Origin of the sequence: uncultured Jatrophihabitans sp. (assembly GCF_964244045.1) — a bacterium.
In the GTDB taxonomy this organism is placed as follows: Bacteria; Actinomycetota; Actinomycetes; order Mycobacteriales; family Jatrophihabitantaceae; genus Jatrophihabitans.
Genome location: NZ_CAXTHK010000006.1, coordinates 49853 through 62611 on the forward strand (window position 1 = coordinate 49853; position 12759 = coordinate 62611).

Consider the following 12759-nt stretch of genomic DNA (forward strand, 5'->3'; position numbering starts at 1 on the left):
CCCCTTGTTGGGAACCGTTTTCATATCCAGTACTGTTCCATTATGCGTTCGTTCCGTGGCACCGCGCTTGCCGTCCTGGTTGCCGCCACGCTGTCCGCCTGCTCGGCTGCGAGCAGCGCCGCGGGCAACGGCCTGCCGGCCTCAGCGGCGGCTACCCATCAGGGACGCGTGCAGGTCCTGGCCGCCGAGAGCCTGTGGGGTGACATCGCAGCGCAAGTAGGCGGCACGCACGTCGACGTCACCTCCATCCTCGCCGATCCCAACCAGGATCCGCACGAGTACGAGAGCTCGGTCTCCGACGCCGCGTCGACCAGCCGGGCCGACCTCGTCATCGTCAACGGGGCTGACTACGACCCGTTCATGGACCGCCTGCTGGGCGTGGACAAGAAGCCGTCGCGCACGGTGATCACCATCAGCACGGTGGTCGGCGCGAAGAGTGGCAACAACCCGCACCTCTGGTACCGCCCGTCGTACGCGCTGCGCGCGGCCGGCGCCATCGAAGCCGCCCTGGTCCGCGAGCAGCCCGCGCACCGCGCCGACTTCGCCGCCGGGCTGGCCCGGTTCACCACCGGGATGGCGAAGGTCAACCGCATCATCGCCACCATCAGGGCGCTGCACGCCGGCGCGGCGGTCGGCTACACCGAACCGGTGCCTGGTTATCTCGTCGAGGCCGCGGGGTTGAGATTGGGTACGCCGAAAGACTTCTCCCTGGCGCTCGAGAACGGCACCGATCCGACGCCGGGCGACAACGCCCGTTTCGAGCAGTCGGTCACCAAGGGCACGATCAAGGCACTGCTGCTCAACACCCAGGTCACTGATACGGAGACCGACCGACTCCAGAAGCTGGCGTTGGCAGCCGAGGTGCCGGTCGTGCGGGTCACCGAGACGCTGCCCAAGGGTGAGCACTTCCAGACCTGGCAGGCCGCACAGGCCACGGCGCTGCTGGGGGCCCTCGGTGCCTGAGGCCCACGAGGATGACCGGGCCACCGTGCGCCTGCGCGGCGCGAGCGTCCGCTTCGGCGCGCGCACGTTGTGGGGCGACCTCGACCTCGACGTCGCGGCGGGGGAGTTCGTGGCCGTGCTCGGCCCGAACGGCAGCGGCAAGACGACCCTGCTGAAGGTGCTGTTGGGCCTGCAGGGCTTGGCTGCCGGCTCGGTCGAGGTGTGCGGCCGGGTGCCGCACCGGGGCAGCGACCTGGTCGGCTACATCCCGCAGCAGAAGGCATTCGACCGCGATGTCCCGATGCGCGGCCGCGATCTGGTACGCCTCGGCCGTGACGGCCACCGCTGGGGAATAGGCCGCGCCGACCGCGCCACCCGCGACGCCGTCGAACACGTCATCGCCGAGGTCGGCGCGCAGTCCTACGCCGACGCACCGCTCGGCACGCTGTCCGGCGGTGAGCAACAGCGGCTGCGCATTGCCCAGGCGCTGCTCGGTGATCCGCGCTTGCTGCTGTGCGACGAGCCGTTGCTCAGCCTGGACCTGCAGCGTCAGCACAGCACCAGCGCGCTCATCGACGAACAGCGGCGCAAGACCGGCACGTCCGTGGTCTTCGTGACGCACGAGATCAACCCGATCCTGCCGTTCGTCGACCGGGTGCTGTACCTCGTGGGCGCCCGCTGGGCGGTCGGCACCCCGGACGAGGTCATGACCACGCAGCGGCTGAGCGCGCTGTACGGCACGCAGATCGACGTGCTGCGCATCCGGGACCGCATCGTGGTCGTGGGCGCGCCGGACTCAGCCCACGGCGGGTTCCGATGATTGGCTACCTGCTCGGGCTGCCCGCGGTGCAGCACGCGTTCATCGCGGCCTCGCTGGTGGCGGTGGTGAGCGGTCTGCTCGGGCCGTTCGTCATCACCCGGCATGCCGCGTTCGCCGTGCACGGGGTGTCCGAACTGTCGTTCACCGGGGCTGCGGCCGGTCTGCTGCTCTTCGACGACGCCCTGCTCGGAGCGCTGCTGGGCAGCATCGTGGTGGCGGCGGCCATTGCCGCCCTCGGCGCCCGCGACCACGAGCGAGACAGCGCAATCGGCGTGACGCTCGCGTTCGGGCTCGGTCTGGGCGTCTACCTGCTCGGTCTGATGCACAACTTCGCGTCCCAGGCGACGCGGTTGCTGTTCGGGCAGATCTTCGGGGTCAGCACGACCGAGATCTGGGTCCTGGTCGGCATCGCGGTCGGCGTCCTCGTCGTGACGCTGGCGATCTATCGTCCGCTGCTGTTCGCGTCCGTCGACCCGGAACTCGCCCAGGCTCGCGGGGTGCCTGTTCGCCTGGTCGGACTGGTCTTCCTGGCCCTACTGGCGTTGACCGTGACCGAGGCCGCGCAGATCGTCGGCACCACGCTCGTGCTGTGCCTGGTGATCACGCCGGCAGCGGCCGCGCATCGGGTATCCGCGAGCCCAGTGCTGGTGACCGTCGTATCGGTGCTGGTCGCGTTGGTCGCGGCCGACGGTGGGATCTTCGTCAGCCTGGCCGTCGACGTGACGCCCAGCGTGCCGATCACGGCGATCAGCTTCGGGCTCTACCTGCTGTCCCGGCTGATCGGCGGCCCGCTGCGTTCGCGGCGGCGGACCCAACCTATGTCGGTCTGAGCGTTACAGCGGTCTAGGCGCTGCGGCGGTGCGGCGAGGCGGCGAGCAGGTCGACTCGGCGCGAGTCGATGCTCTGACCGTTCGGCAGCAGCTCGCCGAAGTCCTCGAAGACGACCACGCCGTTGCACAACAGGCTCCACCCCTGTTCCGGGCGGGCCGAGATGACGTGGGCGGCATCGCGGTCGAAGGCATCGGCAGCCGGGCAGCACGGGGTGTGCCGGCAGGTGGTTGTGGCCATGGAGTGGTTGGCCTCTGCGTCGGTGGTGATCTGGGTTTTGATCATGTTGGTGTCCTGTAATCGCTTGCGGTGTGGCTCGGACCAGTGTGCACGCGAATTCTCGGTTGTAAAGCATCCCCGCCGGAACTTGCTCCCTCAATCAGACACCGTGTCGCAGGCTCTGTGTGAGATCCGTGTGAGACCGTGACCAAACCGTGACCTAACATGCCGGCTGACCCTCTCAAACCGGACCGTCAGGTCCGGCCGTCGCGCTCCTGAGCCCGCCGCAGCACCCGCTCGCGCGGCACCCAATCGGCCAATACCGCAGGGAACCCAGCCCGCACTGCCGCTCGCACGACCTCGTCATCGTCATCGATCAGTGCGGCCACACCACGCGGAGCCAGTTCGGTGAGCACCGACAGCTTGTAGCGGCGCGCTGGGCGGTAGTCGCCCCAGGGCCGCATGTGCAGCTCGGCTCCGGGCAGGCCGTGTGCGCTCAGCCACGAACCAGTTACGTCGCGTAACCATTCCGGGCGTCCGGTCAGCCAGACAATGTCATGCTGCAGAGCCAGCTCTTTCACCAAGCGCGCGCCCTCGTCGAGCAACGGATCGGCGCAGGCCTCGTCGAAGAAGTCGTCCCACGCGTGCCGCTCGAGGTGGTGCAACCGGTGCCGGACGTCCGCGACCACCCCGTCGATGTCGAAGACGGCCAGCATAAGGCCAGCCTAGAGAGCCCGTGCGATCGTTAACTCGTGCGCTTCCTCGGATCTCCCGCGACATTCGACCTCACCTACGACGACGTGTTCATGGTGCCGGCCCGCTCCGACGTGCAGTCCCGCTTCGACGTCGACCTGGCGACCACGGACGGCAGCGGCGCGACCATCCCGCTGGTCGTGGCCAACATGACCGCGGTGGCCGGACGCCGGATGGCCGAGACCGTCGCCCGGCGCGGCGGCCTGACCGTCCTGCCCCAGGACATCCCCGTCGACGTCGTGCGCGAGGTGGTGGGCTGGGTCAAGCAGCGCGATCTCGTCGTCGACACCGCCATCACGCTCTCGCCGCACAGCACGGTCAGCGACGCGGTGGCCCTGCTGCCCAAGCGGGCGCACGGAGCGCTCGTTGTCGTCGATGAGAATCGGCGCCCGGTCGGCGTCGTGACCGAGGCCGACTGTGCCGGTGCTGAGCGCTTCGCCCAGCTGGAACGGGTCATGACGCCCCAGCCGCTCACTCTGACCGCACCCATCGACCCGGCGCACGCCTTCGCCGAGCTTGACCGTCATCGACGCAAGCTGGCGCCGGTCGTCGACGCCGACGGCGTGCTGGTCGGCATCCTCACCCGCACCGGGGCCCTGCGTTCGACGATCTACCAGCCGGCGCTCGACGACGCTGGCCGGCTGCGGGTCGCGGCGGCCATGGGTGTCAACGGCGACGTCAAGAGCCGGGCCGCCGAGCTGCTCGACACCGGCGTCGACGTGCTGGTGATCGACACCGCACACGGCCACCAGCAGCGCATGATCGAGGCCCTGCAGGCCGTCCGCGCGCTGGCGCCGTCCGTCCCTGTAGTCGCGGGCAACATCGTGTCGGCCGAGGGCACCCGTGAGCTGATCGAAGCCGGCGCGGACATCATCAAGGTCGGAGTCGGACCGGGCGCCATGTGCACGACGCGGATGATGACCGGCGTCGGGCGCCCACAGTTCTCCGCGGTGCTGGAGTGCGCCACTGCGGCTCGTGAGTTGGGCAAGCACGTATGGGCCGACGGGGGAGTGCGGCACCCACGCGACGTCGCGTTGGCACTTGCCGCCGGGGCGTCGTCGGTGATGATCGGCTCGTGGTTCGCCGGCACGCACGAGTCGCCGGGCGACCTACACGTCGCGCCCGACGGGCGCGCCTACAAGGACAGCTTCGGCATGGCCTCCGCGCGCGCGGTCGCCAGTCGGACCAGCGGCGAGAGCGCCTTCGAACGGTCCCGCAAGACGCTGTTCGAGGAGGGCATCTCCAGCGGCCGGATGTTCGTCGACCCGGCCCGGCCCGGCGTCGAGGACCTCATCGACGGAATCACTGCCGGTGTGCGGTCGGCCTGCACCTACGCCGGCGCGGCCACCCTTGCCGAACTGCACGAGCGGGCCGTCGTCGGCATCCAGAGTTCCGCCGGTTACGCCGAGGGTCGTCCGCTGCACGCCGGCTGGTAGGTCGCGTGTCGGTGGCCGCACCCCGCGGCCAGTGGGACAGTGGACGGGTGGGCCACGGACACGAGCACGGGACGCACGTCGGCGCGGCCGACCGGCGCTGGCTGCTGGCCAGCCTCGGCGTCATCCTCGTCTTCATGGTCGCCGAGGTCGTCGCCGGCCTGCTGGCCAACTCGCTGGCCTTGATCGCCGACGCCGGGCACATGCTCACCGACGCAGCGGCGCTCGGTCTGGCGGTCATCGCCTCGCGCATCGCCGAACGACCGGCGCGGGGCGCCTTCACCTACGGCTTCGCCCGGGTCGACGCGCTGTCCGGCCAGGCCAACGGCATCACCCTGCTGCTGCTCGCCGTCTGGTTCGTCGTCGAGGGCGTGCGCCGACTGCTCGACCCGGCCGAGGTGCAGGGCGGCATCGTCGTCGTGGTCGCCGCGATCGGCGCCGGCGTCAGCGTGCTGGCCACCTGGCTGGCCGGGCGCGCCGACCGCTCGGGCCTCAACGTGCGCGGGGTCCTGGCCCACCTGCTCAACGACGTATGGGCCTTCGGTGCCACCCTCGTGTCCGGCGTCGTCGTGCTCACCACCGGCTGGTTGCGCGCCGACGCGGTAGCCACGTTCGTGGTCGCCGGCCTGATGGCGTGGACCGGTACTGGCCTGGTGCGAGCCGCCAACCGGGTGTTCCTCGAGGCAGCACCGCAGGGTCTGGACCCCGCCGACATCGGCGGCGCACTCGTGGCCGGCGACGGGGTGGCCGAGGTGCACGACCTGCACGTCTGGAACATCGGTGCCAGCGACACCGCACTGTCGGCGCACGTCCTGGTCGACCGCGAATACGACTGCCATGCGGTATCCGCGCAGTTGCGGGCCCTACTCGCCGAGCGCTACGGGATCAGCCACGTGACCCTGCAGGTCGATCACGCCGATGCGCAGGAGCACCGCGCGCACCGCGCCGAGCAGTGCACCGACTCGCACGGCGTCATCCACTCCGCACCCGGCACGCTGCGCTGAACGGAAACCCATCCGCGCCCCGCGCGAGGTGATAGACGTCACGTCGAGTGGCATGATCAACCCATGCTGCTGCCCATGTCGCCGACGAGCTCGATGTTTCTCATGGCCGAGACGCGCGAGAACCCGATGCACGTGGCCAGCCTGCAGCTGTTCCAACCACCCGAAGGGTCCACCGCGCTGGACGTGCGAGCGCAGTTCGAGCAGGCCATCGAGCTCGACCAGGTTGCGCCGCTGTTCCAGAAACGGCCGAAGCGCTCGCTCACCTCGCTCGGGCAGTGGGGGTGGGCGCCCGACGACGCGTTCGACCTCGAGCATCACGTGCGACGCAGCGCCCTGCCGCAGCCGGGCAAGATCCGCGATCTGCTCGTGCTCTGCTCACGGCTGCACTCCACGTTGCTCGACCGCCACCGGCCGCTGTGGGAGATGCACCTCATCGAGGGCCTCGAGGACGGGCGCTACGCCATCTATTTCAAGGTCCACCACTCGCTCCTTGACGGGGTGTCGGCGATGCGGATGATCTCGAAGACGTTGAGTACCGACCCGGACGAGCGCGACATGCCACCGCCCTGGGCACCGCACGAGCGAAGCAGCCGATCGAGCTCGCAACACCACCGCACTCCTGCGGCGACCGCAGCCGCCGTGCTGAGCGACATCGCCGGTCTCGCCCCTGCGCTGGCCCGGACCGCCCGCAATGCGTTGCGCGACGAAGCGGGTGCGGTGTCGCTGTCGGCACCGCGCTCGATGTTCAACGTGGGCATCACCGGCGCCCGACGGTTCGCCGGCCAGTCCTGGCCGATGGAGCGAATCAAGAGCGTGGGCAAGGCGTCCGAGGCCACCGTGAACGACGTCGTCCTGGCCATGTGCTCGGGAGCGCTGCGTCGCTACATGGCCGACCTCGACCAGCTGCCCGAGCAGTCACTGATTGCCATGGTGCCGGTGTCGCTGCACCGCCCGGACAGCAGCGGCAGCCCCGACGGTGGCGGCAACGCGGTCGGCGCCGTCATGTGCCGTCTGGGCACCGACCTGTCCGATCCGGCCGAGCGGCTGGCCACCGTCCACTCCTCGATGACCGAGGGCAAGGCGGCGCTCGGCAGCATGAGCCAGACGCAGATCCTCGCCATGAGCGCGCTCGGCATCAGTCCACTCGGGCTGTGGCCCGCACTGCGGCTGACCGAACGCGTCCGCCCGCCGTTCAACGTCATCATCTCCAACGTGCCAGGTCCGACCGAGCCGCTGTACTGGAACGGTGCCCGCCTCGACGGGCTCTACCCGCTGTCGATCCCGCTCGACGGCCAGGGCCTGAACATCACGTGCACCACCTACTCCGACGAGATCGCGTTCGGGCTCACCGGCTGTCGCCGCACGGTGCCGCACCTGCAGGTCATGCTGACGTACCTCGGCGACGAGCTCGACGCGCTCGAGGAGGCGTTCGGGGTCTGAGGACGGAGGTCAGCGGCGGGGTCCGATCCCGGACGCCTTCGCGAACTCGATCGCGTCTTCCCGTGACGCGACGCCGAGCTTGCCGACAAGATCGGAGACCCGGTTGCGGATCGTCTTCGGCGCCAGGAACAGTCGGGCGGCGACCTGGGATGTCGTCAGGCCCTGGACCAGCAGTTCGAGAATCTCCAGTTCACGTGCGTCCAGGCGGGCCAGCCCGTCGGTCCGCGGCGCGACGGCGGCGGCCGCGACGACGGCCGCCGTGGTCCCTCGACCCAGCACCATCGTCCCGCGAGCGACGGTGTGGATCGCGGCGAGGATGTCCTCCGGATCGGCATCCTTCAGCAGGTATCCGTCCAGGCCGGCGCCGAGGCTGCGTATGACCGCCTTATCGTCGGCGTGCATCGTGAGCACGACGACGCGGGCCGCCGGCCAGCGGGCCTTCAGGCTTGCGCCGAGCGAGATCCCGTCGCCGTCAGGGAGGTCGAGATCGACGAGCGCGACGTCGGGGGTGGCCGTCACGGCCGATGCCTCGGCGACTGATCGCGCCGTTGCCTGCAGCTCCAGCCCGTCGTCGGACTGCACCAGGGCGGCAAGCCCGGACAGCACGATCGGGTGATCGTCGACCAGCAACACGGTGATCATGCGACGACGCAGTCGGAGCAGGACAAATGGGCATGGCCTTCGGCGCCCGCAGCGCAGCGGAGGGCGTTCACGCGGCCGCTCCCGCGAGCGGCAGCTCGACGTGCAGGCGGACGCCGCTCGGTTGCGCCGGCTCGACCTGCAGGCGCCCCCCGAGTTGCTCGGCGCGCCGCAGCAGCGAGGTGAGACCGACGCCCGGTACGACAGGCCCCCCGATCCCGTCGTCGCATACGTCGACCTCGATCCGCCCGGCCAGGCCGACGCGGACGTTGACGTTCACCTGCGTTGGGTTGCCGTGCCGGAGTGCGTTGGTGATGCCTTCGGCAACGCAGCGGTAGACGGCGACCGTGACCTCAGGCGCCAGTGCCGCGGGGAGCGCGGTACGAAGGCTCACCGTGCGGCCCTCGCTGGCGAAGCTGTCGACCAACCGGGCCAGGGCCCCGGCCAGGTCGCCGTCGTGAAGGGCGGACGGTGTCAGCCCCGACACGATCCGTCGCAAATCCCCCCGGCAGTCGGCCAGCTCCTTCGCCACAGCTTCGAGCAGCGGTGTCGGCTGGCGACGCAGCTGGGCCTGGACCCGCATGCTCAACCCGGCCAGGACGGGCCCGACGCCGTCGTGCAGGTCGCCGAGGATGCGGGACCGTTCCAGGTCGCGTTCGCGGGCGACGTCCTGCCGGGCGTGGTCGGCCTCGATGGCCAGCCCGACTGCACGGGCGACCAGCGATACCGTCGGCAGCAGCCCGGTGACCATCCGACTCTGGCGCGGCTCGGGACCTTCGGGATGGTCCAACCGGATCGAGAGCGTGCCGACCCGGTCGCCCGCGACTACGAGCGCATGGTGCAACACGCCGTCCGAGTCGTCCGGCTCGTCCGCGCCGAGCACGATGCTCACCGCCCGGTGACCGCTGGCCGCGGCCACCATGACGGCTGCGTTTTCCAGCAGTTCGCGCGGATCGGCCTCCCGGTGCAGGCCCGCAGTGATCGCCGCGACATCGGCGGGCGTCAGCGTGCCGCGCCCGTATCGGCGTTCGAGGTAGGTACGTCGCAGCCAGAGCCCCAGCGGCCAGGACAGGGCAGCAGCCGCGAACGTGACGAACGCTGCGGACGCGTCCGGCGACGGCAGATCCGCCCAGCGTCCCGCCGCGCGGACGCCCTGGCCGAGGGCAGCGCTGATCGCGACGGCCCCGACGACGAGGGCGGCGTCGACCAGCGGCTCGCCGATCGGGCGCAGCTCACGGGCGAGCAGCACCCGGGTCGCCGCCGCCGCGAAAGCCCACAGCCCGATCATCGTCACAAGCGCGGCCCGGCGATCGTCGGTGATGAACCGGCCGGCCAGGACGAGGCCGAACAGGACGGCGGCCCAGACGACGAGCCACACCGGCCGGCGGCGGGACACCCGATCTCCGGCCCGGTCGACGATCCAGGCGATCGCAACTAGCGCGGCGGCGACGGCAAGCCAATCGAAGCGGTCCCAGAGCCGGGAGAACGCGACCCAGGGCCGATCTGCGTCCTGGGTCTTCGCTATCCCGCCGACCAAAGCCGGGATGACTGCGCACGCCGCGAACACTGCGCCCACGCGCCTCGTATCCGTTCGGTCCACCAACAGCGCCGCGGCCAGACCGAGAGCCACCCAGCCGGCGCTGACGATCGCGGCGGTCGGTAACCGGTTCTCGGTGATCCCGGCGAAGACCGGGATCGTCCCGACGCCGGTTGCCAGCGCGGCGCCGAGGACCGCGGTCGGGAAACCCGGCCGCCCGGCTCCAGCGGTCGACGCGACAGTCATGGTCGCCATGATGGTCGATCGAGGACGAATACGGAGGTTGCGGGACGGTTCCCGGACACAGCGGGACACCCCTGGGACACTCACGGGACGTCCGATGACACGGCGGGACGGCCGGGGCATCGCCTCCGGGACAGTGCGCGGCCAATTCTGCTGACAGCCCCGGAGCGTCCGGGCCGAATTCTCAGGAGAACACCATGTCCCAGACCGCCTCCCACACTGTGGTCACCACGAAGCCCCACCGCGCGCCCTCCGCAGCCCTGGTCATCGGCGCGGCCATCGCGCTGTCCGCCGGCGTCCAGCTCGCCGTGTTCGGCGTCGGCATGTTCGTCGCGAGCGACCACGACATCCACCGCTCCCAGGGCGTCAAAGCGTCGCTGGTGAGCATCTCCGTCGTCGCCGCGGTCTGCCTCATCGTTGGCTTCGGCATTGCCCTTGCGACCCGGCCGGCGAGCCGCAGCAAGGTCGGCGCGATCGTGCTCGGCGCGCTGTCGGTGTTGTCGATTCCGGTCTTTTGGGCCGGTGGCCCGGCAATCTTCGGCGGTCTCGCTGCCTGGCTCGGCGGCCTGACCAAGGACGGCGAACCGCACACCGGGGCTGCCCGCGCGTTCGGCATCGTCGGCCTGGTCGCCGCCGTCCTCAATGTCGTTGCGATCCTGGTGCTGACCCTCGGCAACGTGATCACCAAGGGGGGTTACGGCAGCTGACAGCCGCGCCTGGTTCAGAGTGCGTTGAGGTCCACCCGTGCGAGGCGCTGCATGAGTCGCGGTGAGATGCGGCTGAGCGCGCGCATCGCCCTCGCCTCCGGCGTCACATGGACGATCGGCCGGCCGGCCGTCGCAGCCCGCACGAGCTGGCGGGCGACCTTGTCGGGGGAGTAGTTGCGGCGCTGGTAGGACGCGATCTGGTGCTCGCGCCGGGCCTCCGCAGTCTGGCTGTCCACCCCGACGTGCACGGTGCTGGCCGCGATGTTCGAGTCGACGATGCCCGGGCAGACGGCGGTGACGGTGATGCCTTCGCAGGCCAGCTCGGCCCGCAGGCACTCGGTCAGCATCAGCACAGCGGCCTTGGTGGTCGCGTACGCCGGCCAGGCAGTCGACGGCGTGTAGGCCGCGGCCGAGGCAACGTTGACGATGGTGCCGCCCTGGCCGCGCTCGACCAGCTGCGCTGCGAACAGCCGACTGCCGTGGATCACCGACCACATGTTGACGTTGACCACGCGTCCCCAGTCGGCGGCGGTGGTGCCCAGCAGCGGCCCGCCCATGCCGATGCCGGCGTTGTTGACCATGACATCCGGCGCGCCGTGCTCAGCTTGGACCTCGCGGGCAAAGGCCTCCCACGCGTCGACGTCACTGACGTCGAGGTGCCACGACCAGGCGTCGACGCCGAGCTCCCTCAGCTCGCCGACGGTCTCCTTCGCGGCGACGTCGTCGATGTCGGCGATGAGCACGTCGGCGCCCTGCCGGGCGTACTCCAACGCGGTGGCCCGGCCGATGCCGCGAGCGCCGCCCGTGACGATGACGAAGTGCCCGGCGTGCGGTCCGCGGCTGGCCGGGCGCGGTGCGGGGCGGGGCGCGCCCAGGCCGTCGATGAACTCGGTGGCGAGCCGGGCGATCACGTCGGGCCGCTCACTGACTATCCAATGGCCACCGGCGACCTCGTGCACCGTGAGGTCGTCGACCCACGGGCGGGCGGATTCGACCGCGACGTCGCGTCCGATGTAGGGGTCCTTGCGTGGCACGATGATCTGCACCGGGATCGTCGTGCGCACCGGCTGCGGACGGTGGCCGATGTTCGCTCGGTACAGCTCCAGGCCGTTGATCTTGTCGGGCAACCCGCGTTGGGGCTCGACCGGCACGCTGCGCGAGCTGTGCGTGCCGCGCGCCTGGAACTGGGCGAGACGGTCCAGAACGCCGGCGCGAGCCAGCAGCTCGGGCAGCGCGGGCAGCTGGAAAATGCCGATGTAGGTCGAGTGTGCCAGCTGCCGCAGCTTCGTCCCGGTGTCGTGCCCGAGGTCGCGCAGCCACGCGCCGGCGTAGTCGAGCGAGGGTGCCGAGATCGAGGTGTAGGACGTGATGCGACCTTGCAACTCCGGCGTGGTGACCGCGGCCCAAGCCTGCGTCGAGCCCCAGTCGTGGCCCAGGACGTGGACCGGCGCGTCCGGGCTGGTCGCGTCGATGACCGCCGTGAAGTCCGCGACGAGGTGCTCGATGCGGTAGGCGCTCGTGCTGCCCGGCTTGTCGGACTCGCCGGTGCCGCGCACGTCGTACTGCACAACGTGAAAGCGCTCGGCCAGCAGCGCGGCGGCCGGGTCCCAGACGGTGTGGTTGTCGGGGTAGCCGTGCATCAGCACGAGCGCGGGGGAGTCCGGGTCACCGGACTCGTAGACGGCCAGGCTCACACCGTCGCTGGACTGCACTCGTCGGGGGGTGGCGATCATCGGGCCAGTCAAGCACCCTGTTCGATCAGGCGCCCAACGCGGCGGCCTGCGACGGGAACAGCGGGAGGTGGGCGCCGTCGCCGGTGATCGCCAGCGGACGGAGCACCACCCGCGACGTCGAGACTAAGCGGACCGTGGTGCCACGGTCGCCGGCGAGCCGCAGGACGTCGAGGAGCATGCCGATGCCCGCGCCCGACAACAGGGCCACCTCGTCGAGATCGACGAGCAGCAGATCGACCTGCGGGCCAGAGGCTTCGACAAGCCGCCGGCGCACTGCGGGCGAGACGAACAAGTCGAGTTCGCCGGTGACGACGGCTACCACGACACCGTCGGCGGTGGGATGTAGGCGTACGAGCCGGTCGGAAAGGTCCGGATTGGAGGTCATCGGCAGCCCTCAAGCAGCAGGTGCTCGGGACAACGGTCCGGAGCACGGCTAACTGCCTAACCGCAACGCTGATGCT

Annotated in this window: 13 protein-coding genes; 7 read left to right on the top strand and 6 right to left on the bottom strand. The window is 70.4% G+C overall.

What is annotated here, in order from left to right:
• The first annotated feature begins 42 nt into the window (after positions 1-42).
• The 3 genes from ACFFC4_RS06935 to ACFFC4_RS06945 are packed head-to-tail and all read left to right on the top strand — an operon-like array spanning position 43 to position 2592.
• Entirely contained in the window at positions 43-963 is a 921-nt protein-coding gene (locus ACFFC4_RS06935; RefSeq protein ID WP_375499140.1) for a metal ABC transporter solute-binding protein, Zn/Mn family, read from the top strand.
• Positions 956-1762: a metal ABC transporter ATP-binding protein gene (locus tag ACFFC4_RS06940; protein ID WP_375499142.1), complete on the top strand. Its 807-nt coding sequence runs from the start codon at positions 956-958 to the stop codon at positions 1760-1762. Before ACFFC4_RS06935 ends, ACFFC4_RS06940 begins: the two co-directional genes overlap by 8 nt.
• Positions 1759-2592 (top strand): metal ABC transporter permease, encoded by an 834-nt coding sequence (locus ACFFC4_RS06945; protein WP_375499144.1) that lies wholly within the window; start codon positions 1759-1761, stop codon positions 2590-2592. The genes ACFFC4_RS06940 and ACFFC4_RS06945 overlap by 4 nt, the downstream gene beginning before the upstream one ends.
• A 13-nt stretch (positions 2593-2605) precedes the next feature.
• Here ACFFC4_RS06945 and ACFFC4_RS06950 read toward each other — a convergent pair whose 3' ends face one another.
• Together ACFFC4_RS06950 and ACFFC4_RS06955 are read right to left on the bottom strand one after the other, a co-directional pair.
• A complete protein-coding gene (locus ACFFC4_RS06950; protein WP_375499378.1) occupies positions 2606-2830 on the bottom strand; it encodes a DUF5999 family protein in 225 nt (74 codons plus the stop codon).
• Between the two features lie 233 nt (positions 2831-3063).
• The gene (locus tag ACFFC4_RS06955) at positions 3064-3525 is read right to left on the bottom strand and encodes a hypothetical protein (RefSeq protein ID WP_375499146.1); all 462 of its coding nucleotides are present in this window, start codon (positions 3523-3525) and stop codon (positions 3064-3066) included.
• Between the two features lie 36 nt (positions 3526-3561).
• Here ACFFC4_RS06955 and ACFFC4_RS06960 point away from each other — a divergent pair, with 36 nt between their 5' ends.
• From ACFFC4_RS06960 to ACFFC4_RS06970, 3 genes are all read left to right on the top strand, one after another.
• Complete coding sequence (locus tag ACFFC4_RS06960; RefSeq protein WP_375499148.1) at positions 3562-4998, top strand: GuaB1 family IMP dehydrogenase-related protein; 1437 nt, start codon at positions 3562-3564, stop codon at positions 4996-4998.
• Between the two features lie 11 nt (positions 4999-5009).
• On the top strand, positions 5010-5999 hold the full coding sequence (locus ACFFC4_RS06965) for a cation diffusion facilitator family transporter (RefSeq protein ID WP_375499150.1): 990 nt from the start codon (positions 5010-5012) through the stop codon (positions 5997-5999).
• 63 nt (positions 6000-6062) lie between these two features.
• Entirely contained in the window at positions 6063-7439 is a 1377-nt protein-coding gene (locus ACFFC4_RS06970) for a wax ester/triacylglycerol synthase family O-acyltransferase (protein ID WP_375499152.1), read from the top strand.
• Positions 7440-7448: 9 nt separating this feature from the next.
• On the opposite strand, the gene ACFFC4_RS06975 is transcribed toward ACFFC4_RS06970, so the two are convergent.
• Both ACFFC4_RS06975 and ACFFC4_RS06980 read right to left on the bottom strand, forming a co-directional pair.
• Positions 7449-8081 (bottom strand): response regulator, encoded by a 633-nt coding sequence (locus ACFFC4_RS06975; protein WP_375499154.1) that lies wholly within the window; start codon positions 8079-8081, stop codon positions 7449-7451.
• 67 nt (positions 8082-8148) lie between these two features.
• The gene (locus tag ACFFC4_RS06980; protein WP_375499156.1) at positions 8149-9861 is read right to left on the bottom strand and encodes a sensor histidine kinase; all 1713 of its coding nucleotides are present in this window, start codon (positions 9859-9861) and stop codon (positions 8149-8151) included.
• A 194-nt stretch (positions 9862-10055) separates the two neighbouring features.
• Here ACFFC4_RS06980 and ACFFC4_RS06985 point away from each other — a divergent pair, with 194 nt between their 5' ends.
• Entirely contained in the window at positions 10056-10565 is a 510-nt protein-coding gene (locus tag ACFFC4_RS06985; RefSeq protein WP_375499158.1) for a hypothetical protein, read from the top strand.
• 14 nt (positions 10566-10579) lie between these two features.
• Here ACFFC4_RS06985 and ACFFC4_RS06990 read toward each other — a convergent pair whose 3' ends face one another.
• Both ACFFC4_RS06990 and ACFFC4_RS06995 read right to left on the bottom strand, forming a co-directional pair.
• Positions 10580-12298, bottom strand: a complete 1719-nt coding sequence (locus tag ACFFC4_RS06990; RefSeq protein ID WP_375499160.1) for an SDR family oxidoreductase — start codon at positions 12296-12298, stop codon at positions 10580-10582.
• A 25-nt stretch (positions 12299-12323) separates the two neighbouring features.
• A complete protein-coding gene (locus ACFFC4_RS06995) occupies positions 12324-12683 on the bottom strand; it encodes an STAS domain-containing protein (protein ID WP_375499162.1) in 360 nt (119 codons plus the stop codon).
• Between the last annotated feature and the right edge of the window lie 76 nt (positions 12684-12759).